Annotated in this window: 18 protein-coding genes, 1 tRNA gene and 1 pseudogene; 11 read left to right on the plus strand and 9 right to left on the minus strand. The window is 71.6% G+C overall.

The window, feature by feature from the left end; genetic code table 11:
* Nucleotides 1–8: 8 nt before the first annotated feature.
* Nucleotides 9–965, minus strand: coding sequence for a LysR family transcriptional regulator (locus ABT048_RS03545; RefSeq protein WP_350519649.1), 957 nt, complete (start codon nt 963–965; stop codon nt 9–11).
* A 71-nt stretch (nt 966–1036) separates the two neighbouring features.
* Between ABT048_RS03545 and ABT048_RS03550 the strand changes: the two genes are divergently transcribed.
* The 5 genes from ABT048_RS03550 (at nt 1037) to ABT048_RS03570 (ending at nt 6762) form a co-directional block, all read left to right on the plus strand.
* Nucleotides 1037–2149, plus strand: a complete 1113-nt coding sequence (locus ABT048_RS03550) for a TDT family transporter (protein ID WP_350519650.1) — start codon at nt 1037–1039, stop codon at nt 2147–2149.
* 764 nt (nt 2150–2913) lie between these two features.
* Nucleotides 2914–3909 (plus strand): LuxR C-terminal-related transcriptional regulator, encoded by a 996-nt coding sequence (locus ABT048_RS03555; RefSeq protein ID WP_350519651.1) that lies wholly within the window; start codon nt 2914–2916, stop codon nt 3907–3909.
* Nucleotides 3899–4831, plus strand: coding sequence for a LuxR C-terminal-related transcriptional regulator (locus ABT048_RS03560; RefSeq protein WP_350519652.1), 933 nt, complete (start codon nt 3899–3901; stop codon nt 4829–4831). Before ABT048_RS03555 ends, ABT048_RS03560 begins: the two co-directional genes overlap by 11 nt.
* Nucleotides 4824–5804 (plus strand): helix-turn-helix transcriptional regulator, encoded by a 981-nt coding sequence (locus ABT048_RS03565; protein ID WP_350519653.1) that lies wholly within the window; start codon nt 4824–4826, stop codon nt 5802–5804. Before ABT048_RS03560 ends, ABT048_RS03565 begins: the two co-directional genes overlap by 8 nt.
* Nucleotides 5797–6762 (plus strand): helix-turn-helix transcriptional regulator, encoded by a 966-nt coding sequence (locus tag ABT048_RS03570; RefSeq protein WP_350519654.1) that lies wholly within the window; start codon nt 5797–5799, stop codon nt 6760–6762. The genes ABT048_RS03565 and ABT048_RS03570 overlap by 8 nt, the downstream gene beginning before the upstream one ends.
* Nucleotides 6763–7108: 346 nt before the next feature.
* Here the strand turns inward: ABT048_RS03570 and ABT048_RS03575 are convergent, their stop codons facing one another.
* The 6 genes from ABT048_RS03575 to dnaK form a co-directional block, all read right to left on the minus strand.
* Nucleotides 7109–7726 carry a TIR domain-containing protein gene (locus tag ABT048_RS03575; RefSeq protein WP_051709310.1) on the minus strand — a complete coding sequence of 206 codons (618 nt, stop codon included), beginning with the start codon at nt 7724–7726 and terminating at the stop codon, nt 7109–7111.
* A 571-nt stretch (nt 7727–8297) separates the two neighbouring features.
* Complete coding sequence (locus tag ABT048_RS03580) at nt 8298–9287, minus strand: helix-turn-helix domain-containing protein (protein ID WP_350519655.1); 990 nt, start codon at nt 9285–9287, stop codon at nt 8298–8300.
* Between the two features lie 182 nt (nt 9288–9469).
* A complete protein-coding gene (locus ABT048_RS03585; RefSeq protein WP_502893965.1) occupies nt 9470–10000 on the minus strand; it encodes a heat shock protein transcriptional repressor HspR in 531 nt (176 codons plus the stop codon).
* Nucleotides 10001–10016: 16 nt separating this feature from the next.
* Nucleotides 10017–11183, minus strand: a complete 1167-nt coding sequence (dnaJ, locus tag ABT048_RS03590) for a molecular chaperone DnaJ (protein ID WP_350519657.1) — start codon at nt 11181–11183, stop codon at nt 10017–10019.
* Nucleotides 11184–11328: 145 nt separating this feature from the next.
* Nucleotides 11329–11946: a nucleotide exchange factor GrpE gene (gene grpE, locus ABT048_RS03595; protein WP_350519658.1), complete on the minus strand. Its 618-nt coding sequence runs from the start codon at nt 11944–11946 to the stop codon at nt 11329–11331.
* The gene (gene dnaK, locus ABT048_RS03600) at nt 11943–13790 is read right to left on the minus strand and encodes a molecular chaperone DnaK (RefSeq protein WP_350519659.1); all 1848 of its coding nucleotides are present in this window, start codon (nt 13788–13790) and stop codon (nt 11943–11945) included. The genes grpE and dnaK overlap by 4 nt, the downstream gene beginning before the upstream one ends.
* A gap of 363 nt (nt 13791–14153) precedes the next feature.
* Between dnaK and ABT048_RS03605 the strand changes: the two genes are divergently transcribed.
* The 4 genes and pseudogenes from ABT048_RS03605 to ABT048_RS03620 all read left to right on the plus strand — a co-directional run bounded on the left by ABT048_RS03605 (nt 14154) and on the right by ABT048_RS03620 (nt 20095).
* Nucleotides 14154–16379, plus strand: a complete 2226-nt coding sequence (locus ABT048_RS03605) for a (Fe-S)-binding protein (RefSeq protein WP_350519660.1) — start codon at nt 14154–14156, stop codon at nt 16377–16379.
* Nucleotides 16380–16763: 384 nt separating this feature from the next.
* Nucleotides 16764–17837, plus strand: a pseudogene (gene manB, locus ABT048_RS03610) (mannose-1-phosphate guanylyltransferase); the annotation flags it as partial.
* Between the two features lie 234 nt (nt 17838–18071).
* Nucleotides 18072–19118 carry a Yip1 family protein gene (locus ABT048_RS03615; RefSeq protein ID WP_350519661.1) on the plus strand — a complete coding sequence of 349 codons (1047 nt, stop codon included), beginning with the start codon at nt 18072–18074 and terminating at the stop codon, nt 19116–19118.
* Nucleotides 19119–19204: 86 nt separating this feature from the next.
* Nucleotides 19205–20095, plus strand: a complete 891-nt coding sequence (locus ABT048_RS03620) for an alanyl-tRNA editing protein (protein WP_350519662.1) — start codon at nt 19205–19207, stop codon at nt 20093–20095.
* Nucleotides 20096–20237: 142 nt separating this feature from the next.
* On the opposite strand, the gene dcd is transcribed toward ABT048_RS03620, so the two are convergent.
* Nucleotides 20238–20813, minus strand: coding sequence for a dCTP deaminase (dcd, locus tag ABT048_RS03625; RefSeq protein ID WP_350519663.1), 576 nt, complete (start codon nt 20811–20813; stop codon nt 20238–20240).
* An 82-nt stretch (nt 20814–20895) separates the two neighbouring features.
* Nucleotides 20896–21117 (minus strand): hypothetical protein, encoded by a 222-nt coding sequence (locus ABT048_RS03630; protein ID WP_030056617.1) that lies wholly within the window; start codon nt 21115–21117, stop codon nt 20896–20898.
* Nucleotides 21118–21394: 277 nt separating this feature from the next.
* Between ABT048_RS03630 and ABT048_RS03635 the strand changes: the two genes are divergently transcribed.
* A tRNA-Gly gene (locus ABT048_RS03635) sits at nt 21395–21468 on the plus strand.
* Between the two features lie 311 nt (nt 21469–21779).
* On the plus strand, nt 21780–22706 hold the full coding sequence (locus tag ABT048_RS03640; RefSeq protein WP_350519664.1) for a ParB/RepB/Spo0J family partition protein: 927 nt from the start codon (nt 21780–21782) through the stop codon (nt 22704–22706).
* Nucleotides 22707–22874 lie beyond the last annotated feature (168 nt).

Raw genomic sequence — 22874 nt, forward strand, 5'->3', positions numbered from 1 at the left:
TATTCCGCTCAACCTTCCGTGAAACCGTCCCTGGGGCGACTTCCGGCCGAACGCTCGGGGATGCTCCGGCGGGTCAGCACCAGCAGCTCCCGGGCCGGGCCGCCCGGCCGCTGCCCGGCCGGCCACACCGCGCGCAGCGGCCGCCGCAGGTCCAGCCCCGCCTCCAGCGGCACCTCGACCAGCCGACGGGTCGCCAGCTCCTCCACCACCGCCAGCTCGCTCAGGCAGACCGGCCCCGCCCCGGTCATCGCCGCCGACTTCAGCGCGGTGGACGAGGCCAGTTCGAGCCGGGGCTGCGCGGCGCCCCCGAACGGCCGCAGGGCCGTCTCCAGCACCTCCCGGGTGCCCGAGCCGGGCTCGCGCAGCACCAGCGGGGTGGCCGCCAGCTCGGGCCCGGTCAGCGGGGTGCGGCGGCGCGCCCACGGGTGGCCGGGCGCCACCACGACCACCAGCCGGTCGGCCGCCACCACCGCGCCGGCCAGTCCGGGCGGGGTGGCCGGGCCCTCGACGAAGCCGAGGTCGGCGTCCCCGGCCAGGACGTGCCCGGCGACCTCGGCCGAGTTCGCCGTCCGCAGCGTCACCGCGGTGCCCGGACTGGCCTCGGCGAGCCCCATCAGCCAGCCCGGCATCAGGTACTCGGCGACGGTCAGGCTGGCCACCACCCGCAGCTTGGCGTCCCGCCGCTCGCGCAGCGCGTCGATCCCGGCGTCCAGCGCCTGCGCCGCCTCCACCACCTGCCGGGCCCACTCGACCACCAGCCGGCCCGCCTCGGTCGGCTTGCTCCCCCGGGGCGAGCGGTCCAGCAGCGGGACGCCGATCTGCCGTTCCATGCCCTTGATCCGGGCGCTGGCGGTGGGCTGGCTGACGCCCAGCTCGGCCGCCGCCCGTCCGACGCTGCCCAGCCGGGCCACCGCGAGCAGCAGTTCCAGGGCGCCGAGTTCGGGGACGCGCGGGGAGAGTGCCATAGGTCCAGGCTATGCCCCCATAGGATCCTCGGCGCTACCGCCGGCCGGCCTTCGGACCGATGGTGGGGAGCATGTCCACCTTGGCCGAACCCCGCCTCCTCACCCGCCCCGCCGCCCGCCGTTCCCGGTACGACCTGGCCCAGCTCGGCCCCAACTGGTACGCCGCCGTGATGGGCACCGCGATCCTCGGCAACGGCGCCGCCGTCCTGCCGGTGCGACTGCCCGGGCTGATCGGCTTCGGCGAGGTGATGTGGGCGCTCGGCCTGGCCGCCCTGCTGGTGCTGGCCTCGGCCCGGCTGGTCCACCTCACCCGGCACCGCGGGGCCGCCCGCACCCAGCTGCTGGACACCCCGGCCACCGCCGTCTTCTACGGCTGTCCGCCGATGGCCGTGCTCGCGGTCGGCCTCGGGACGGTGCTGCTCGGCTCCCGGGTCATCGGCACCGGCCCGGCGGTCGCCGTCGACGCCGTGCTGTGGGGCGTCGGCACCCTGTACGCGCTGGCCGTCGCCGGCGGCATCCCGTACCTGATGATCACCCGGCACCGGCTCTCCGCCCTGGAGGCCAACCCGACCTGGCTGCTGCCGGTGGTCGCCCCGCTGGTCGCCTCCGCCTGCGGACCGGTGCTGGTCCCGCACCTGCCCTCCGGAGCGCCGCAGCAGGCCATGCTGTACGCCTGCTGCGCGCTGTTCGGGATCGGGCTGCTGGCCACCCTGGTGCTGCTGCCGGTGGTGTTCACCGGCCTGCTCCACAGCAAGCTGCCGACCCTGGTGCTCACCCCCTCCCTCTTCCTGGTGCTCGGCCCGCTCGGCCAGTCCGTCACCGCCGTCCACCAGCTCGCCGACGCCGCCCGCCCGGTGCTGCCCGCACTGGCACCCGTCATGCTCGACCTCGCCGAGCTGTACGGCGTCGCGGTGATCGGGGTCGCCGTGCTCTGGCTGGCCGTCGCGCTCGCCGCCAACCTGCGGGCCCGCCGGGCCGGGATGCCCTTCGCCATGACCTGGTGGGCGTACACCTTCCCGATCGGCACCTGCGTCACCGGCGCCTCCGCGCTCGCCCGGCACACCGGGTTCGGGGGCTTCACCGCGCTGGCCGCCGGGCTGTACCTGCTGCTGGCGCTCGCCTGGGCGCTCGCGGCGGGCGGTACCGCGGCCGGGCTGGCGCGCGGGCGGCTGCTGGCGCGCTGAGGCCACCGGGCGGGCCGGGCGGACGGGACGGTCGTGGGCGGCCGAACGGCGCGGCCGGGCGGGGTCTGATGGTCACCGCGCGTAGACATGCAGCTCAGGACCATGAGGCCGCTGCAGGAATGCGCACCCGCACTCTGACCGTGCACAGCCAACCGGCGGTACCGCCGGGCGCCGCCCGTACCCCCCGCTGGCCTCGGCCTTTACCGGAACCCGCCCCGCCGCCCGCCTCCCCGCGCCCGCCCCGCGGTGCAGATAGCTGCAATTGCGCGAACATGCACTCGGGCGGCACTTGTTCACCGGCCGTCACGCTGTGATGGTGGAGACACGCCAAGTCGTCCGGGCAACCGCAGCCCGATGGTGGCGACTTGCTCTTCGGAACTGACCGCAGGCGCACCAATCCCGCGCCAGTGGAACGGGGGGGAAGAGCGCCGGCCGGGGACCATGTGTGGTGATGGCCCCCGGAACCGGAGCCGTCGAGGCGTTGCTGCTCCGCCTCGACGGAAGCGCCGTGGCATTGGCGTGCGGACGGCGGCCCCCGGACAACCCGGTGTGCGACGGCACCCGGACCCGGGGGCCCGCCGTCACGACGGATACCGTGACCGCCGGACCGCATGATCACGCCGTACCGGCACCCGGTACCGTGAGCGCCCGGCAACCGGCAACCGGCCGACGACCGGTACCCGCGGCTCGGGCGGCTCGCGCGGCGAGCCGGCGGGGTGGCGCGGGCAACACCAGGCACACGCGTCCGGCAGGGAGAGTGCGACGTGACGGCTGAACCGGCGGTCGCGCCGCACCAGGCGGCGCCCGTGATCGAGGAACCCGACGAAGCCGCCCGCCAGCTGTACCTGGCGATCATCGCCGAAGGCGGCCGCATCCCCTGCGCAGGTGTCACGGACACCGACCGGGCCGCCCTCCAACAGCTCATCGACATCGGCCTGCTGATGGTCAACCCGATGGACCGCTGCTACACCGCCGTCAGCCCCCGCTCGGTCAGCGACCGGCTCGGCGCCGAACTCCGCAGCGAGGCCACCCGGCTCCTGGTCCGCGCCGAGAGCCTCCCCGGCGCCCTGGACGGCCTCACCCGCGCCTACGACGCCATGCCCCGCCCCTCCGGCCGGTCCGGCGGAGCCGTCCACGTCGAAGGGCACGTCCACATCCGCCAGCGGATCTCCCAACTGGTCTCCGACTGCCGCTTCGAGGTCCTCACCGCCCAGCCGGGCCACCGCCCCGCCGACACCCTGCAGGTCGCCGTCCGCCAGGACGTCCAGCTCCTCCAGCGCGGCTGCTCACTGCGCACCATCTACCAGCCGGTCGCCCTCGCCGAGCCGCCCGCCCTCGCCTACGCCGAGGAGGTCACCCGGCACGGCTCCCTCATCCGCGTCCTCGACGAACCCTTCCAGCGGCTCATCGTCTTCGACCGGACCGTCGCCGTGATCTCCGCCAGCGACGACAACAGCACCGCCGCCTTCATCAGCGACCCGGCCACCATCACCTTCCTGGTCGGCACCTTCGAACGCGACTGGGCGCGCGCCGACACCACCGAAGCCGCCGCCGCCCTCGGCCAGGGCCCCGCCCGCACCATCCCCGACCGGGTCGGCCGCCTGCTCGCCCGCGGCCTCACCCAGCGCGCCGTCGCCACCCGCCTCGGCCTCAGCGAACGCACCGTCGCCGCCCACATCTCCCGCCTCCGCGACCGCTACGGCGCCCAGACCCTCTTCCAGCTCGGCTGGCTGATGAGAGGCGCCCGCGATGACCGATGAGCCCGGCCCGGCCGAGCGGGCCCTCTACCTCACCGCCGTCCGGGCCGGCGGCCGGCTGCGCCCCGAACACCTCGCCTCCGCCGACCGCCCTGCCTTCGCCGCCCTCGTCGCCCGCGGCCTCCTCACCGCCTCCGCCACCGGCTGGACCGCCGCCAACCCGCGAGCCCTCGGCGACCGCATCGGCACCGAACTGCGCACCCGCGCGACCCGGCTGCTCCAGTACGCCGAACAGCTCCCGGGCGCCCTCGCCCCGCTCACCCTCGCCTACGACGCCGTCCGCCGACCGGACGGACCGCGTGGCGACGCCGTCCGCATCGACGGCAACGTCGACATCCGCCAGCGCATCTCCGAACTCATCTCGGAATGCCGGGAAGAAGTCCTGGCCGCCCAACCCGGCCCCCGCCCGGTCGACGGCCTGCGGATGGCCCTCGCCCAGGACCTCTCCCTGCTGCGCCGCGGCTGCTCACTGCGCACCGTCTACCAGCCGGCCGCCCTCGCCGACCACAACGTCCGCCGCCAGGTCGCCCTCCGCACCCGCCAGGGCGCCCGGGTCCGGCTCCTCGCCGAACCGTACGACCGGCTGCTCGTCTTCGACCGCAGGACGGCCGTCGTCCCCGCCTCCGACGACCGCAGCCGCGCCACCTTCCTCACCGACCCCGCCGTCGTGGCCCACCTGGTCGCCCACTTCGAACGCGACTGGGCCCGCGCCGCCCCCGCCGACCGCCACCTCGACCCCCCGCACCCCACCACCGTCCGCATCGGCCGCCTGCTCGCCCGCGGCCTCACCCAGCGCGCCGTCGCCACCCGCCTCGGCCTCAGCGAACGCACCGTCGCCGCCCACATCTCCCGCCTGCGCGACCGCTACGGCGCCGACACCCTCTTCCACCTCGGCTGGCGCCTGCGCGGGGAGCACCATGACTGACGCCCCCTCCACCCACCTCGCCGCCGCCCTCCCGGACCCGGCCGCCCGCGAGCTCTACCTCGCGATCCTGCGCGAGGGCGGCCGCGTCCCGATCGCCGACATCGGGGCGGAGGACGAGTCCGCCCTCCGGCGGTTGGTGGAACTCGGCCTGTTGGTACCGCAGTTGCAGGACGCCGCCTACAGCGCGGTCGACCCGCGGGTCGCCACCGAGCGGATCGGCACCGGGATCCGCCTGGAGAGCGCCCGCCTGCTCACGGAGGCCGAACAACTCCCCGAGCTGATGGGCGAACTCACCCGCGCCTACGACGCGACCCCCAAGCGGCGGAGCGCGAGCACCGGCGTGCGCTACCTCGCCGCCAAGGAGGACATCCGCCACGAACTGGAGCAGCTGGCGCAGGAGTTCCCCGACGAGATTCTGACCGCCCAGCCCGGCGGCCCCCGCCCGGCGGAGCTGCTGCCCGACTCCCTCGACCGCGCCCGGCGCATCCACGAACGCGGCGGCACCGTCAGGACGTTGTACGAGCCCTCGGCCAAACTCGACCCGCTGACCGTCCGGTTCGCAGCCGAAGTCACCGGGCTCGGCTGCACCACCCGGGTCGTCTCCGTCCCCTTCAAACGCTTCCTGGTCTTCGACCGGACGGTGGCCGTCATCCCCGCCGCCGACGACTACAACAGCGCCGCCGTGGTCGACGACCCGGCGACGGTCGGCTTCGTCGTCGACACCTTCGAACAGCTCTGGCAACAGGCCGAAGGCGTCAACTGGGCGGCCCTCGCGAACGGTTCCGCCACGCCGACGGTCCACGAGCAGGTGGCCCGCCTGCTCGCCCAAGGCCACACCCAACGGGCCATCGCCACCCGCCTCGGCCTGAGCGAGCGGACGGTCGCCGCCCACATCGCCCGGCTGCGCGAGCTGCACGACGCCGAGACCCTGTTCCAGCTGGGCTGGCAGATGAGGGGAGCTCGCAATGTCTGACGCCGTACCCGATCTACCCGCCGCCGCCAGGGAGCTCTACCGGGAGATCCTCAAGGAGGGCGGGCGCCTCCGTGTCAGCGAGGTCCGCCCCGAGGACGAACCGACGGTCAAGCAGCTCGCGGACCTCGGCTTGCTCTTCCTGCACATCGCCGACGGGGCCTACACCGCAGTGAACCCCCGAGCCGTTGGTGAACGTATCGGCGCGGAGCTCATGGCAGAGGGAGCCCGGCTGATCACTCAGGCAGCGCTTGTCCCCAAACAGCTGGACGACCTGACCCAGGCCTATGACACGGCGCCTCGTCGTCACCGCGACCGTTCGTCCGGTGTGCAGTACGTCACGGGGAGGGAACAGATCCGGCACCGCGTGGCCCAGATTCTTGCCGATCATCCCAATGAGACCCTCTCCATGCAGCCGGGAGCTGCTCGCCCGGCCGAGCACTTGGCGGAGGCTCTCGACTCCGACCGCCGTCACCTGGAGAAGGGCGGCACCATGCGGGTGATCTACGAGGCGGCCGTTCTGTCGGACACGCCGACCGTTGCTTTCGCGGCAGCGGTGACCGAACTCGGCGTCGCCATTCGAGTGTTGCCCGTGCCTTTCACCCGGCTGTTCATCTTCGGCCGAGCAGTTGCCGTGATTCCCGCAGCTCCTGACAACAGCAGTGCGGCGGTCATCGAAGACCCGGCCGTGGTCGACTTCCTGGTGCGGGACTTCGAACTGCACTGGCAACTGGCCGAAGGAGTGAACTGGGCTGCTCTCGTCACGGGAACAGCCGAGCCGGCTGTGCACGAGCGGGTGGGCCGCATGCTCGCCCGTGGGCTCACGCAGCGGGCGATCGCGAGCCGTCTGGGCCTGAGCGAGCGGACGGTCGCCGCCCACATCGCCCGCCTGCGCGAGCTGCACGACGCCGAGACCCTGTTCCAGCTGGGCTGGCAGATGAGGGGCGCCCGTGATGCCTGAGCTCGATCCGCCCCGGGCCCACCGCGCGGCGTCCCGCCGGAGGGGAGTCGACCGGCGGGACGCTTTCGGGGGCGGGGGCCGACCGGATCCGGCCTGTGATCGCCCGGTTCGTCAGGGACTGTCCGCACAAGGCCCTGACTTCCCGGCCGAGCAGGATCCACCGGTCGGCGCCCTCCTGTTGCCGCGTCGGGCCCGGGTTTTCGGTCGCACCGTCGCGCTGATCCCGGCGACCCCTGGCAACGGGGTCGCCGCCGTGGTGGCGGATCCTGCGATGGTGCCGACGGTGCCGATGGGCCTGAGCGAGCGGAGGGTCGAGGGTCACGCCGCCCGGCTGCGTGAGCGCTGCTCAGCCGGTGGCGGCGCCGGTCGGCCAGTAGCCGGGGACCGGGGGCTGCTGCCGGGGGACGTTGAACTGCTCGCCGGGGGCGGTCCAGAAGCCCTCGCGCAGGGAGAGCGCCATGCCGGCCCAGTCGAGGGCGGTCTCGACCGTGTGGTTGAGGGCCTCCTGCGACCAGGTGTCGTCGAAGACCAGCGGCAGGACGGGGGCGACCTGCTCGATGGTGGCGATCAGCGGGTTGTGGGTGATGGCCTCGTCGACGAGGAGGACGATCGGCTTCCGCAGCGCCGACGCCCAGCCCAGCTCCAGGCTCACGCCGGCCGAGAGCGGCGCTCCCACGTAGGCGAACACCAGGTCCGCGGACTGCAGGGCGCGGAAGTCGGACGGAACGCGGGGCTCCGGGGCGCGGCCGGAGATGGTCCAGGCATCGCTGTGGTGCGCGCTGTACACGGCGGCACCGCTGCGGAGCAGCGTGGTGCGGAGCGTCGTCAGCCGCGTCCGGCTGGCGAGCGTCACCACGCTGTCCGCCGGGCCGGTGAGCCGCATCAGCGGCGCGGCCAGGAACACACGTGCACGCCGGCCCTCGGGGGCCTGGCTGTCGTGGTGACGCAGGTAGGGCTCGGTCATGTCGACTCCGGGGAAAGGCCGATCGGGAGAGTGCGCGTCGGCGATGCGTTGGATGTGGGCTGCTCTGTGCGGTGATGATGGTGGTGAACGACTGGATAATTTGACGGTACATTGGCAAGGTGTGGCGGCTTGCCGGACCATTGGGAGCGAACTGATCGTCCATCGCGGGGCAGCGCCGCGTCCAGGGTTGCCCAGTGTCATCTGGATGCCTGGCAGGGAGATGACGCACAGTCCGCAAGCTGCAGACAGTGGCCTGCCTCTCGCGTGGAACTAGGTCAGCCGTTATCCTGTTCGACGCTTCTAGTGGCGGTTCTCGACAGAGAGAGTGGGGGCGTGACTGACATGCGCCGGTTTGTCCGCAAGGTTGTGCTTTCGTTGGCTTTTGCCGCTGCTGTGGTTGGCGCCGGCTCTCTCACGGATGCTGTCGACTCGCATGGTGCGAGCGCTGCCCGGGCTGCCGTGACCGTCGCGGACGACATTTCCTGGCAGTGAGCTCGGCATGTGAGCACTCGGTCGCCTGCCGGAGCTCTTGAATAGCCTTACCAATCCTGGCCTGAAATTGGCATGGCGGTCATTCGGCAGGTTCCTGGGACTTTCGGCCGATGACGTAACCGAGTTGGAACAGCGAGTCGACCTTGTAGTCGTCGCGCATCTCGGCAATATGCCTCGCGAGTGTCCGCTCGCTGATCCCCAGGCGTCTTGCGATGACCCGGTGGTTCGTACCCTCAAGCATCTGGTCAATGATCGTCTGGCGCAGGCGTGACACCACCTGTTGCGGCACCGTGCGGGCGCCCTCGAATTCCAGCGCCCGGCTCCAGCATCGCTCGAACACCTCCTCGGCGAGGTAGTTGACGACTGCCGGGTCGTATATGAAGGCGGCCAGGCTCATGTCATCGACGATCGGAATGACGGCGACCCGTCGATTCATCACGATGAGCCGGTTATAGGGCTCGTCGAGGGTGCGGTACTGGCCGCCGGCTCGGGCAAGCGTGGCCACGTAATCCCTGGTCGGCTGGTGGTACCGCGTGCTGGCATGGTAGATCGTCCGCATCTCCGTGCCACTGCGAAGCGTTTCCAGGTCGTGTTCGATCATTCCGGCGAGCAGTTCCGGAAGCCGCGGCCCCCCGGGCTGGAGCGCCAAAGCCTCCTCCAGTCCGGATTCTCTGAACTGTTCCAGTCTCTGACGAATCAGGGCCTTTCCCTGCACATACTCGATCGACCCTCCGCGCTGCTTCGGGGTGTGGAATTCCCGGGCCAGCTCCTGAAGTTCGGAGGGGAGAGATACGGCGCGAGACAGGAGCTCCAGCGCCTGGCGCTGCCAGGAATGACTGAGACTTGTCGAGAGCTGTGTCGGGTCGGCGGCCACGAATATGGACGGGTCATCGCTGTCGGGCACGAGAAGGCCAATCCTGACCAGTTCGTCCCGGGCAGCACCGTCCTGATCGACATTGGAGCCCAACGGCAGCCTGCCGTCACCTCGGATGACGGCGAGATACAGCTCGCGGGCTTCTGCCGAAAGGACGGTCAAGCCGGCGGCAAGGGGCTGCTCTCGTTCACTCATCCGCGACTCCTTGCCGTCACCTGATACCTGTGTCCCATCAGCACCGACGCTGAATCGACAGCATGCCAGACCTGGTGTGTCCTCTGGAGAGGCTTTGTGACCGCACTCTCTCACCAACGCGTTGCCGCCGGCACCCCCCGAACAGGAGGGGGCCGGCGGCGGTGTCCGGGCGGGGCCGTCGGTCAGCGCTTGGGGCGCCAGACGACGAGGGCGCTGGACTGGGGGGTGGGCGGCTGGTACGGGACGAGGTCGCGGCGGTAGGAGGCGTGGACGGCGGCCTCGCGCTGCTGGAGGGCGGTTGCGGCGCCTTCCAGGGAGTCGACCAGTTCCGCGACGCGGGACTGCAGGGCGGTGACCTGGTTCTCCAGCTCGATGATCCGCTTGATGCCCGCCAGGTTGATGCCTTCGTCCTGGGAGAGCCGCTGGACCTCGCGCAGCTGCTGGATGTCGCGGGCCGAGTAGCGGCGGCCGCGGCCGGCGGTGCGGTCGGGGCAGACCAGGCCGAGGCGGTCGTACTGGCGCAGGGTCTGCGGGTGCAGGCCGGACAGTTCGGCGGCCACGGAGATGACGTACACCGGGGTGTCCTCGGTGAGGACGTACGGCGGTGCGGCCGAGGGGGCCCGGCGGGTGCGGCGGGTGCCGTCCCCGGGCAGGCCTTCGCCGACGCCGGGGCCGATCGAGCCACCGGGGTTGACCGGGTTGATCGGATTCATCGGGGACATCTGGTCGTCACGCTCCCTTCGCCGCCCGGAAGAGGGCTGCTCGCGGATCGTCGGAGGCGGTGGCCTCGCGGTACTGCTCCAGGGCGTCCAGCGCGTCGCCGCTGACGTGCTGGGGGACCACGACCTCGACGGTGACGAGGAGGTCGCCGCGGGTGCCGTCCTTGCGGGTGGCGCCCTTCCCGCGGGCGCGCATGGTGAGGCCGTTGGCGCTGCCCGGGGGCAGCTTGAGCTTCACGGAGGGCCCGCCGAGGGTGGGTACTTCGATGGTGGCGCCGAGGGCCGCCTCGGGGAAGGTGACCGGGACGGTCACGGTGAGGTTGTCGCCCTTGCGCCCGAAGACCGGGTGCGGGTCGACGTGCACGGTGACGTAGAGGTCGCCGGGCTGGCCGCCGCGTTCGCCCTGGGCGCCCTTGCCCTTGAGCCGGATCCGCTGGTCGGCGTGGACGCCGGCCGGGATGCGGACCTGCATGGTGCGGGCCGAGCTGGCCCGGCCGCTGCCGTGGCAGTCGGTGCACGGGTCGTCGACGATCATGCCCCGGCCGCGGCAGTCCTTGCACGGCTCGGAGAGCGCGAAGGCGCCCTGGCCGCGGCTGACGGTGCCCGCGCCGACGCAGGTGGGACAGACCCGCGGGGTGGTGCCGGACTTGGCGCCGGTGCCGTTGCAGGTGCGGCAGGGGGCCTGGCTGGTCATCCGCAGCGGGACGGTCGCGCCGTCGACCGCCTCCTCGAAGGAGAGGGTCACCTCGGTCTCGACGTCGGCGCCGCGCCGCGGCTGGGCCTGCCGGGTGCCGCCGCCGCGGTTGAACAGGCCGCCGAAGACGTCGCCGAGCCCGCCGCCGGCGGCGCCGCCGCCCTGGCTGCCGCTGAAGAGGTCGCCGAAGTCGAAGCTGTAGCTGCCGGTGCCGCCGGGGCCGCCGCCGGCCCGGAAGCCGCCGTTGGCGAAGAGGCTGCGGGCCTCGTCGTACTCCTTGCGGCGCTTCTCGTCGGAGAGGACGTCGTACGCCTCGGAGATGTCCTTGAACCGCTCCTCGGCCTTGCTGTCACCCTTGTTGGCGTCGGGGTGGAACTCGCGCGCGAGCTTGCGGTAGGTCTTCTTGATCTCGGTGGCGGTGGCGTCCTTGGGCACGCCGAGGACCTTGTAGTAGTCCTTCTCCACGTAGTCCTTACCGCTCACGGCTTGAGCCACCTCCCGAGTCCATCGTCACTGTGCTGTCAACAGCAGCAGAACGCAACGCCGTTGACAGCGCGCTGCGGAGCCGGCCGCCGTACTGGCCGGCGCACGACTCCGCAGCGCACTGGTTGTCAGCTGTCACAGGTTGTCAGCTGTCCGAGCCACCGTCGGACTTGTCCGCGTCGCCCGACTTGGCGTCGGTGTCGGCGGCCGTCTGGCTGCCCGGCTGGGGCTCCGCGACGGCGACCATCGCCGGGCGGATGATCCGCTCGCCGATGCGGTAACCGGGCTGGAGGATCTGGACGCAGGTGTCCTCGGTGACGTCCGAGGAGTAGCTGTGCATCAGCGCCTCGTGCATGGTCGGGTCGAAGGGCTCGCCCTCCTTGCCGAACTGCTGCAGGCCCAGCTTGGCGACGACCGTCTCCAGCGAGTCGGAGACGGACTTGAAGCCGCCGGTGACCTCGCCGTGCTCGCGGGCGCGGCCGATGTCGTCCAGGACCGGGATCAGGGACTCCAGGATGTTGGAGACCGCGATCTCGCGGACGGTCAGCCGGTCGCGCTCGACCCGCTTGCGGTAGTTCTGGTACTCGGCCTGCAGACGCTGCAGGTCACCGGTGCGCTCGGCCAGTTCGCGCTTGGCGGTGGCGAGCTCCTCCGAGGCGCCCTCGGCGGCACCGGCCGCCGCGGCTTCCTCGGCGGCCTTGATCACGGCCTCCTCGGCGGCGGAGTCGTCGCCGGGCTTGCCGCCCTGCGGCTTGTCCGTCATGCCGACGCACCGCCCTTGGGCTTCTCGTCGTCCACGATCTCGGCGTCGACGACGTCGTCCTCGGCCTTGGCCTGGGCGGAGTCACCGGCACCGGCGGCACCGGCGGTGGCGTCGGCGTTGGCGTAGAGCGCCTGGCCGAGCTTCTGCGCGGTGGTGGAGACCTTCTCCGAGGCCTCGCGGATCTTCGCGATGTCCTCGCCCTTCAGGGCCTCCTTGAGCTCGCCGATGGCGGTCTCGACCTCGGTCTTGACGTCGGCCGGGAGCTTGTCGGAGTTGTCCGCGATGAACTTCTCGGTCGAGTAGACGAGCTGCTCGGCGGAGTTGCGGGTCTCGACGGCCTCGCGGCGCTTGTGGTCGTCCTCCGCGTACTGCTCGGCCTCGCGGCGCATGCGGTCGACCTCGTCCTTCGGCAGCGAGGAGCCGCCGGTGACGGTCATCTTCTGCTCCTTGCCGGTGCCGAGGTCCTTCGCGCCGACGTGCATGATGCCGTTGGCGTCGATGTCGAAGGTGACCTCGATCTGCGGCAGGCCGCGCGGCGCCGGCGGGAGGCCGGTCAGCTCGAACATGCCGAGCTTCTTGTTGTACGCGGCGATCTCGCGCTCGCCCTGGTAGACCTGGATCTGCACGGACGGCTGGTTGTCCTCGGCCGTGGTGAAGATCTCGGAGCGCTTGGTCGGGATCGTGGTGTTGCGCTCGATCAGCTTGGTCATGATGCCGCCCTTGGTCTCGATGCCGAGGGACAGCGGGGTGACGTCCAGCAGGAGGACGTCCTTGACCTCGCCCTTGAGGACACCGGCCTGGAGCGCGGCGCCGATGGCGACGACCTCGTCCGGGTTGACGCCCTTGTTGGCGTCCTGGCCGCCGGTCAGCTCCTTGACGAGCTCGGCGACGGCCGGCATGCGGGTCGAGCCGCCGACGAGGACGACGTGGTCGATCTCGGAGAGCGAGATGCCGGCGTCCTTGATGACGTTGTGGAACGGGACCTTGCAGCGCTCCAGCAGGTCCGTGGTCAGCTGCTGGAACTGGGCCCGGGTGAGCTTCTCGTCCAGGTGCAGCGGGCCCTCGGCGGAGGCCGTGATGTACGGCAGGTTGATCGAGGTCTCGGAGGACGAGGACAGCTCGATCTTGGCCTTCTCGGCGGCCTCGCGCAGACGCTGCAGGGCCATCTTGTCCTTGGACAGGTCGACGCCGTGGCCGGACTGGAAGACCTTGACCAGGTGGTCGACGACGCGCTGGTCCCAGTCGTCACCACCGAGGTGGTTGTCACCGTTGGTGGCCTTCACCTCGACGACCCCGTCGCCGATCTCCAGGAGGGAGACGTCGAAGGTGCCGCCGCCGAGGTCGAAGACCAGGATCGTCTGGTCGTCCTTGTCGAGGCCGTACGCGAGGGCGGCCGCGGTCGGCTCGTTGACGATGCGCAGGACGTTGAGGCCCGCGATCTCACCGGCCTCCTTGGTGGCCTGGCGCTCGGAGTCGTTGAAGTACGCCGGGACGGTGATGACGGCGTCGGTGACGGTCTCGCCCAGGTACGCCTCGGCGTCGCGCTTCAGCTTCTGCAGCACGAAGGCCGAGATCTGCTGCGGGTTGAAGTCCTTGCCGTCGATGTTGATCTTCCACCCGGTGCCCATGTGGCGCTTGACCGAGCGGATGGTGCGGTCGACGTTGGTGACCGCCTGGCGCTTGGCCACCTCGCCGACCAGGACCTCGCCGTTCTTGGCGAAGGCGACGACGGACGGCGTGGTCCGAGCGCCCTCGGCGTTCGTGATGACGGTGGGCTCGCCACCCTCCAGAACGCTGACGACCGAGTTCGTCGTGCCGAGGTCGATGCCGACCGCGCGTGCCATCGTAGATACCTCCACGGAAGAGTTGAGCTTTACAGGCTCAAGGATGCATGACCCGGCGGGCAGCGTCAACAGCTATGAGCGGGCGTCGCTCAACTTTGCTGAGCGTCACCGCGCGGCGGGGCCGTTGAGGGGCCGGTCCGGGCCGGTGGAGTGCCGGTCCGCCCGGACGGCGGGCGGGGCCCCGTCGTGGCGCGGCTGCGACCGCGTGACTGCCGCCATAGCTTGGGAATCTTCTGGAGAAGTGTTAGCGACCGGTAATGTCCGGGCCGTCGGCCCGGCAAGTTACCCACCAGTACAATCGAAGCCGACAACCGTGGAACACAGAGACTGCTCAACCGCAAAGCCGCAGGAGACGGAGAGCCGATGCAGCTAGCAGCGATCGTCATCTCGCTGGTCACGTTCGTGATCGGCACCGCGCTCGCCGCCCGTGCGGCGCTGTACATCTACAAGGTGGTGCGCACAGGTGCGCAGGACTCCACCCGCTTCGGGCAGCCCGCCCAGCGGGTGAAGACCGTCGCGACCGAATTCGTCGGTCACACCAGGATGAACCGCTGGGGGATCGTGGGCATCGCCCACTGGTTCGTCGCCGTCGGCTTCTTCAGCCTGGTGCTGACCATCGTCAACGCCTTCGGCCAGCTGTTCGACGCCGACTTCGCGCTGCCGATCATCGGCCACTGGATGATCTGGCAGCTCTTCGTCGAGCTCGTCGGCACCCTGACCACGCTGGGCATCCTGGTCCTGATCGTGATCCGGCTGATGAGCCTGCCGTCGCGCTCCGGCCGCAAGTCCCGCTTCGCCGGCTCGATCGCCTGGCAGGCCTTCTACGTCGAGTACACGATCCTCGGCATCGGCCTCTGCATCCTGATGCTGCGCGCGCTGGAGGGCGCCCTCAACGGCGTCGACTCGTACGGTCCGGAGCACCTGGTCTCGTACCCGCTCGTCACCGCCCTCAGCGGGCTGTCGCACGGCACGCTGGAGAACCTGATCTACCTGTTCGCGATGCTGAAGATCTGCATCTCGTTCGCGTGGGCGACCACCATCGGCCTCAACCCCTCGATGGGTGTCGCCTGGCACCGGTTCCTCGGCTTCTTCAACATCTACTTCAAGCGCGAGGAGGACGGCGGCACCGCGCTCGGCGAGCTCCGTCCGATGACCAGCAACGGTCAGCCGATCGACTTCGAGGACCCGGCCGACGACGCCGTCTTCGGCGTCTCCCAGGTCGAGCACTTCTCCTGGAAGGGCATCCTCGACTTCTCCACCTGCACCGAGTGCGGCCGCTGCCAGTCGCAGTGCCCCGCCTGGAACACCGGCAAGCCGCTCTCGCCGAAGCTGCTGATCATGAGCCTGCGCGAGCACGCCTACGGCAAGGCCCCGTACCTGCTGGCCGGCGGCGGCAAGGACATGGAGGGCAACGAGCAGGCCACCTCCGAGCAGCTGAAGGACGTCCCGGCGGCCGCCCTGGCCGAGGCCGAGCGCCCGCTGATCGGCACCGCCGAGGAGAACGGCGTCATCGACCCGGACGTCCTGTGGTCCTGCACCACCTGCGGCGCCTGCGTCGAGCAGTGCCCGGTGGACATCGAGCACGTCGACCACATCGTCGACATGCGCCGCTACCAGGTGATGATCGAGAGCAACTTCCCGACCGAGGCCGGGACGATGCTCAAGAACCTGGAGAACAAGGGCAACCCGTGGGGCCTGGCCACCAAGGCGCGCCTGGACTGGGTCAAGGAGCTCAAGAAGGAGACCGGCATCGAGGTGCCGGTGATCGGCGAGGACATCGACCCCGCCGAGGTCGAGTACCTCTACTGGGTCGGCTGCGCCGGCGCCCTGGAGGACCGCGCCAAGAAGACCACCAAGGCCTTCGCCGAGCTGCTGCACACCGCGGGCGTGAAGTTCGCCATCCTCGGCAAGGAGGAGACCTGCACCGGTGACTCCCCGCGCCGCCTGGGCAACGAGTTCCTCTTCCAGATGCTCGGCGCGCAGAACGTCGAGACGCTGAACGCCGCGCTGGAGGACGCCCCGACCAAGCGGATCGTGGCCACCTGCCCGCACTGCTTCAACACCATCGCCAACGAGTACCCGCAGCTCGGCGGGCACTTCGAGGTGATCCACCACACCCAGCTGCTGCAGCACCTGATCGACGAGGGCAAGCTCGTCCCGGTCAACCCGGTCGAGGGCCTGATCACCTACCACGACCCCTGCTACCTGGGCCGCCACAACAAGGTCTACAGCCCGCCGCGCGAGATCATGGACAAGGTCCCGGGTCTGCGCCAGCAGGAGATGCACCGCCACAAGGAGCGCGGCTTCTGCTGCGGCGCCGGCGGTGCCCGGATGTGGATGGAGGAGCGCATCGGCAAGCGGATCAACACCGAGCGCGTGGACGAGGCGCTGTCGCTCAACCCCGACATCGTCTCCACCGCCTGCCCGTTCTGCCTGGTGATGCTCTCCGACTCGGTGAACGGCAAGAAGAACGAGGGCGCGGCCAAGGAGAACCTGAAGGTGGTCGACGTGGCCCAGCTGCTGCTCGACTCGGTGAAGGCCACCCCGCCGGCCGAGGCCGAGGAGCGGCCCGCGACGGTGGACGCCTAGCCGTTCACCGGCCGAAAGCCCGCTGTTCGACAGTTCTGCTACAACTGCCCGGCCCGGTGGACGCCGCCAACGCGCCCACCGGGCCGGGCTTTTGGGTCGTTGCGGAGGCGCGCGGCGACACCGGCCGGCGGCGGCGAGTGATCTCCGTCGCACGGGCGCCGGACGGGCATTCGGTTGGAAGGAAATACAGTAGGCGCCGGACCGGCTCCGTGCCGGTCGACCCGCGCCGGACACAAGGCCGGACGGGTGCCGACCCGCGCCGGCCGGACGGGTCCGGAAGACCGACTGCAGAACACCGATTCCAGAACACCGACTCCAGAACACCGACGGAGGCACCGGCCGCCGGGCCGGGCCGCAGAGACCACAAGGGGAACAGCGCAGACCATGACCGAGGCGATCATGCTGGTCGGTGGTAAGGGCACGCGACTGCGTCCGCTGACCACCCACACCCCCAAGCCCATGCTGCCGGTGGCAGGCGTCCCGTTCATCGCGCACCAGCTGGCCCGTGCGGCGGCCGCCGGCGTCACCCGCGTCGTGCTGGCCACCTCGTACCTGGCCGAGGTGTTCGAGGACCACTTCCAGGACGGCACGCCGTACGGCATCGAGCTGGTCTACCTGACCGAGCGCGAACCGCTGGGCACCGGCGGGGCCATCCGCAACGCCGCCTCCGGCCTGACCTGCGGCCCCGACGAGCCGGTCCTGGTCTTCAACGGCGACATCCTCTCCGGCCTGGACATCGCCGCCCTGCGCGACGGCCACGTGGCCGCCGGGGCCGACGTCACCCTGCACCTCACCCGGGTCGAGGACCCGCGCGCCTTCGGCCTCGTCCCGACCGACGAGAACGGCCGGGTGCTGGAGTTCCTGGAGAAGCCGGAGACCCCGGAGCAGATCGTCACCGACCAGATCAACGCCGGCTGCTACGTCTTCACCCGGTCCGTGATCGACCGCATCCCGGTCGGCCGCGAGGTGTCCGTCGAGCGCGAGACCTTCCCCGAGCTGCTGGCCACCGGCGCCCTGCTGCGCGGCGTCGTCGACACCTCGTACTGGCTGGACCTCGGCACCCCGGCCGCGTTCGTCCGCGGCTCGGCCGACCTGGTGCTCGGCAAGGTCGACTCCCCGGCCGTCCCCGGTCCGACCGGCGACGCCCTGCTGCTGCCCGGCGCCACCGTCCACCCGGGCGCGGTGCTCAGCGGCGGCAGCGTGGTCGCCGAGGACGCGGTGGTCGAGGCCGGCGCGATCGTCGAGGGCAGCGTCATCCTGCCCGGCGCGGTGATCGGCCCGGACACCCTGGTCAAGGACTCGATCGTGGGCGCCTTCGCGACCATCGGCGACCGCTCGGCGCTGGACGGCGCGGTGATCGGCGACGGCGCGATCGTGGAATCGGACAACGAGCTGCCGAACGGCATCCGGATCGCCTGCGGCACCCTGCTGCCGGTCGGCGCCGTCCGCACCTCGGCCGGCCCGGGCGGCTGCCCGGCCGGCACCAGCGCGGCGGCGGCGGTGCACGGGCCGTCGGTCACCGCGCAGCGGTAGCACCGGCTCCGCGGGAGCCCCGCCCCTCGACCGCTCGGCTGTCCGGCCACCGGTGGGGCGGGGGCGGCTTTCGGCCCCGTTCGTCTCAGCCTCGCTGCAAACCGGCCCCGGCTCCGTCCGGGGCCGACGCGCGTTGGGCCGGACGGGTACCTTCAGAGCGTGGCTGGTAATCGATACGACAGCGGTCAGGGCGCCGACCGTCCGCACGGCGGGTGGTCGGCCCCACCGCCGCCGGCGGGGGCGCCCGGGGGGCACGGGCGGACGGACGGGCCGGAGTACTTCACGGCTCCGCACCCGGGAACCGCAGGTGGACCGGGGGGCACGGCCGACGACGGGTACGACCCGTACGCGGCCGACCGGCCCGGGAGCACCCGCGCCTTCCCGACGGGCGCCCCGTACGCGGGCGGCGGCCCGTACGGGCAGGAACCGCCGCACCAGGGCTACTACGACCAGGGGCACCGCCCGGACCAGGGGCAGTACGGGCAGTATCCGCCCGACGGCTACGCCCCCGACGGCTACGCCCCCGACGGCTACGGCCCCGACGGCTACGGGCAGCAGCCGCCGTACGAGCACCAGGCGTACGAGCAGCAGCAGCCGCCGTACGGCCAGGACAACGTCGCCGTCTACCGGGCCGGCGGCCAGTCCGCCCCGCAGGCGACCGGCCCCCGGCCGCAGTGGCGCGAGCTGTTCGTCGGCCTCTTCCGCAGCCCGACCGCGATGTTCGACCGCACCCGCGACCACCAGGTCTGGCTGCCCGCCCTCACCGTCTCCCTGCTGTACGGGGCGCTCGCGGTGCTCGGCATCGGGCTGACCCACGACGACATCGTCAACTCCACCTTCACCGTGGCGCTGACCGGCATCCTCGCCGCCGCCATCGGCTTCACCGTGGCCGGCGCGGTCTTCGGCGGGGTCACCTACGCCCTGGCCCGCCAGCTCGGCGGCGACGGCCCGTGGAAGGCGACGGTCGGCCTGGCCGCGCTGATCGGCTGGCTGACCGACGCGCCCCGGCTGCTGCTCGCCCTGGTGCTGCCCTCCGGCAGCGCCGTCGTCCAGGTCGTCGGCTGGGCGACCTGGGCGCTCTGCGCGTTCCTGCTGACCGCTATGGTCCGTCGGCTGCACGACCTGCCCTGGGGCAAGGCGGCCGGCGCCGCGGCGCTGCAGCTGCTCGCCCTGCTGGTGCTGATCAAGCTGCCGACCCTGGGCTGACCGGCGAAGGGCAGAATGGTGGACGGGCCGCGGCCGAGCGCCGGGGCCCGTCCACCCTCTTCGCCCCACGTCCACCGGAGCCAGGCATGACCCTCCCCACCACCCACGTCAGCTTCCCGGCCGGGGCGGTGACCGGCGAGTCCCCGGTGCTCGCGGTGCACCCGCTGGCCGACGGCCGGTACGCCGTCGTGACCGGCGCGACCCCGTTCCACCCGCTCGACCACACCTGGCCCGACCAGCCGGCCGACCTCGGCACCCTGACCGTGGACGGCACCGAGCTGGCCGTGGTCGACTGCCTGACCGGCGCCGTCGGCCCGGACGACGACGCGCTGCTGGTCGGCGCCGACATCCCGGTCCGGCGCGGCGACGAGGAGTGGTCCTGGCTGGTCCTGCACGTCCTCGACACCGACCCCGGTGACATCGTCGGCCGCACCGCGGCGCTCGCCGTCGACGCCGACCGCCGGGGCGCCCTCAGCGCCTCGCACAGCGGCTGCCACCTGCTCGCCCTCGCCCTCAACGCCGCGCTCGCCCCGCGCTGGCGCAAGGACCCGGGCCGCTCGGACGCCTTCGGCAACCCGGACTTCGACAGCCTCGCCATGGCGAGCTCGGTCATGGACACCCAGGCCAGCACCGACACCTACCGGCTCGGCAAGTCGCTGAAGAAGAAGGGCTTCACGGCGGACGCCACCGAGGAGTTCCCCGCCCTGGCCGACGCCCTGCCCGCCCTCACCGAGGACGTCAACGCCCGGCTCGCCGCCTGGGTCGCCGCCGACGCCCCGGTCCGCATCGAGGTGCCCGGCCCCGAGCTCACCGCCCGCCGCCAGTGGCACTGCGAGCTGCCCGAGGGCGGCGCGCAGATCTTCTGCGGCGGCACCCACCTGCACCACCTCGGCGAGCTGGCCGAGCTGCGCACCGAGCTGCGGCTGTCCGAGGACGGCACCGAGCTGGTCGCCGTCACCAGCCCCAAGCGGGCCTGAGAACGCCGCGGGCGGCCACCCCTCGCCCGAGGGGTGGCCGCCCGGCCTGCGTGCGCTCTGCTGGGTCCGGCAGGTCCGGCAGGTCCGCCGGGACCGTCGGGACTGCTGGGACCGCCAGGACCGCTGGGTCCTCGCCGTGTGCTCAGACCGCGCTGCGGTGGAAGTTCAGGTACGAGCGGGACGGCGTCGGGCCGCGCTGACCCTGGTAGCGCGAGCCGTAGCGCTCCGAGCCGTACGGGTGCTCCGACGGCGAGGAGAGGCGGAACAGGCAGAGCTGCCCGATCTTCATGCCCGGGTACAGCTTGATCGGCAGCGTCGCGACGTTCGACAGCTCCAGCGTCACGTGGCCGCTGAAGCCGGGGTCGATGAAGCCGGCCGTGGAGTGGGTGAGCAGGCCCAGCCGGCCCAGGCTCGACTTGCCCTCCAGGCGGGAGGCCACGTCCTCGGGCAGCGAGATGACCTCGTACGTCGAGGCCAGCACGAACTCGCCCGGGTGCAGGATGAACGCCTCGTCGCCCTCCGGCTCGACCAGCCGGGTCAGGTCCGGCTGCTCCTCCGAGGGGTCGATGTGCGGGTACTTGTGGTTCTCGAACACGCGGAAGAAGCGGTCGAGGCGCACGTCGATACTCGACGGCTGGATCATCGACGGGTCGAACGGGTCGATGACGACCCGGCCCAGGTCGATTTCGGTCCGGATGTCCTTGTCAGAGAGCAGCACGCTTCGAGGTTACGTGCAAGAAAGGGCCCCGGACGAATCCGCCCGGGGCCCCACTGCGTCCTCCTGGTCCTACCGCCGACCGTCAGGCCAGGAACTCCGCGGCCTCCAGCCGCATCGCCTGCGCCAGTTGCGGCTCCGACAGCTCCCGCACGTCGGCCAGCACCGAACTCCGCAGCCGTCCGCACTGCGGACAGCGGATCAACCGCCCGGGACCGAGCCGGCCCGGACCGAGGTTCTGCATCGGGAACGTGGTGGTGCTGAACAGGTGCCCCTCGGCACAACGAACGACGGCGCGCTGCTCCATCGATCCCCTTCCCATCCCTAACCCAGTACTCACCCGTACTCACGCGCCCCGGCGGCCGAGCCCCGGGACAGCGTCACATTAGGGGATGTTCCGGACATTCCTCGCCGTGGCTCGCCGCCCCCGACCCCACCCACCGGAGCGCTCGTACGCGGCCCACACAGTACGCCTCCGGACCCGCCCCCACCCCGCTCCGCCGCGCCCCCGGATCCCTCGTGCAATCGCAGTCACGGATGGGGTACAGTGGCACTGGATCGAGCGGTCTCTGACGGCTCATCAGGCGGGCGTAGTTTAATGGTAGAACATGAGCTTCCCAAGCTTAGAGCGCGAGTTCGATTCTCGTCGCCCGCTCCAGCAGTAAAGGCCCAGGTCAGCGACCTGGGCCTTTTGCGTTGTCCGGAGCGATCCGAGCCTGCCGTGCCGGGCCCGTGCCGGATCGGGGCCGGATCCGGGCCGGAACGCGCCTGGGACGGCGGCCGCTCCCGGGCAGGGCCGCGGCGAGGGGCGACCACGGCGGCGTTGCTGCCGTCGGAGATCCCGGCCCGCTGCCGAGGCTCCCGGCGCTGCCGTCGCCGGCCGGGGTCGACGGGTACAGGAGCTGAACCATATGCACCTTTGTGGCGTCTTCTGCCCCAACACCCATCCTGATCAAGGAGCTCCCCGCCGTGGACGTCCACCCCGTCACCGCCCTGTTCCCGATGCTCGGCCCCGACGAACTCCTCGACCTCGCCGAGGACATCGAGTCCAACGGTCTGACCGAGCCCGTCGTCCTGGACGAGGACGGTGTCCTCCTGGACGGCCGCAACCGCGTCGCCGCCTGCGAACTGGCCGACGTCGAAGTCCGTTTCACCATCTATCAGGGCGACGACCCGGTCGGCCTGGTCGTGTCCGCCAACCGTCACCGCCGGAACACCAACCCCGGCCAGCGCGCCATGATCACCGCGATGGCGCGCTCACTCTCACAGCACTCCCTCCCCTCCGCCATCGCCCGCCACGGCATCAACCTCACTCGCCTGTCCATCGCCACCACCGTGCTCGAACACGCCCCCGACCTCGCCGAACAGGTCCGCGTCGGCACCCTTTCCCTGAACGCCGCCTACACCACCGCCCGTAGACGCAAGGCCGATGCCAAGGCCCTCCTCGCCCAGCACGCACGGCTGCGTCGGCAGGCCCCCGACCTCGCCGAGCAGGTCATCACCGGTCACCTCGGCCTCACCGAGGCCACCGCGGCCCTCGACGCCCGGCACGAGGAGGAACACCTCCGCAGGCGTGTCGAGGAGATCGACGCCATCCGCCTCGCCGACGGCGACACCGAGCCCTCCTTCGCCCGGGCCGCCGAACGCGGCGACACCGACTGGCGCCACGCCCACGAGCGCGCGGAGCAGTACCTCGCCCAGCGTCACGACGCCATCCGCCAGATCCAGCAGGGCCTGGCCGGCATCGCCGAAGCCTGGAGCGCCGTCCAGGAGCTCGCTCACCACCCCCGGAGCCCGTACGCCCGGGAAGTCCTCAAGGGCCTCACCGGTCCGGCCCGTGCCCTCGCCAACCGTCTCATCGCCCTCGAAGCCGCTTGCGCCATGGGCGGTGCGTGACGCCGTACTTCGCCGTCCGCACGGCCACGGTGGGGATCGGACGTCCCACGGGCGGAACCCGCGCACCCGCGCGGTGCTGACCGCGCTTCAGTCCGCCGACGCGGGAGCGATCCTGCGTCGGCCGGCTGAAGTGCGGCCGGGGCGCCCGTCAGCCGAGGAGCACCGCAT

Source organism: Kitasatospora sp. NPDC096140, assembly GCF_040303045.1.
Classification (GTDB): Bacteria; Actinomycetota; Actinomycetes; order Streptomycetales; family Streptomycetaceae; genus Kitasatospora.

Excerpts from the sequence above, each read along its gene's own strand:
- ABT048_RS03545 (WP_350519649.1), bottom strand. The coding sequence starts at position 965 with ATGGCACTCTCCCCGCGCGTCCCCGAACTCGGCGCCCTGGAACTGCTG.
- ABT048_RS03550 (WP_350519650.1), top strand. The coding sequence starts at position 1,037 with ATGTCCACCTTGGCCGAACCCCGCCTCCTCACCCGCCCCGCCGCCCGC.
- ABT048_RS03560 (WP_350519652.1), top strand. The coding sequence starts at position 3,899 with ATGACCGATGAGCCCGGCCCGGCCGAGCGGGCCCTCTACCTCACCGCC.
- ABT048_RS03565 (WP_350519653.1), top strand. The coding sequence starts at position 4,824 with ATGACTGACGCCCCCTCCACCCACCTCGCCGCCGCCCTCCCGGACCCG.
- ABT048_RS03570 (WP_350519654.1), top strand. The coding sequence starts at position 5,797 with ATGTCTGACGCCGTACCCGATCTACCCGCCGCCGCCAGGGAGCTCTAC.
- ABT048_RS03575 (WP_051709310.1), bottom strand. The coding sequence starts at position 7,726 with ATGACCGAGCCCTACCTGCGTCACCACGACAGCCAGGCCCCCGAGGGC.
- ABT048_RS03580 (WP_350519655.1), bottom strand. The coding sequence starts at position 9,287 with ATGAGTGAACGAGAGCAGCCCCTTGCCGCCGGCTTGACCGTCCTTTCG.
- ABT048_RS03585 (WP_502893965.1), bottom strand. The coding sequence starts at position 10,000 with ATGAATCCGATCAACCCGGTCAACCCCGGTGGCTCGATCGGCCCCGGC.
- grpE (WP_350519658.1), bottom strand. The coding sequence starts at position 11,946 with ATGACGGACAAGCCGCAGGGCGGCAAGCCCGGCGACGACTCCGCCGCC.
- dnaK (WP_350519659.1), bottom strand. The coding sequence starts at position 13,790 with ATGGCACGCGCGGTCGGCATCGACCTCGGCACGACGAACTCGGTCGTC.
- ABT048_RS03605 (WP_350519660.1), top strand. The coding sequence starts at position 14,154 with ATGCAGCTAGCAGCGATCGTCATCTCGCTGGTCACGTTCGTGATCGGC.
- ABT048_RS03620 (WP_350519662.1), top strand. The coding sequence starts at position 19,205 with ATGACCCTCCCCACCACCCACGTCAGCTTCCCGGCCGGGGCGGTGACC.
- ABT048_RS03630 (WP_030056617.1), bottom strand. The coding sequence starts at position 21,117 with ATGGAGCAGCGCGCCGTCGTTCGTTGTGCCGAGGGGCACCTGTTCAGC.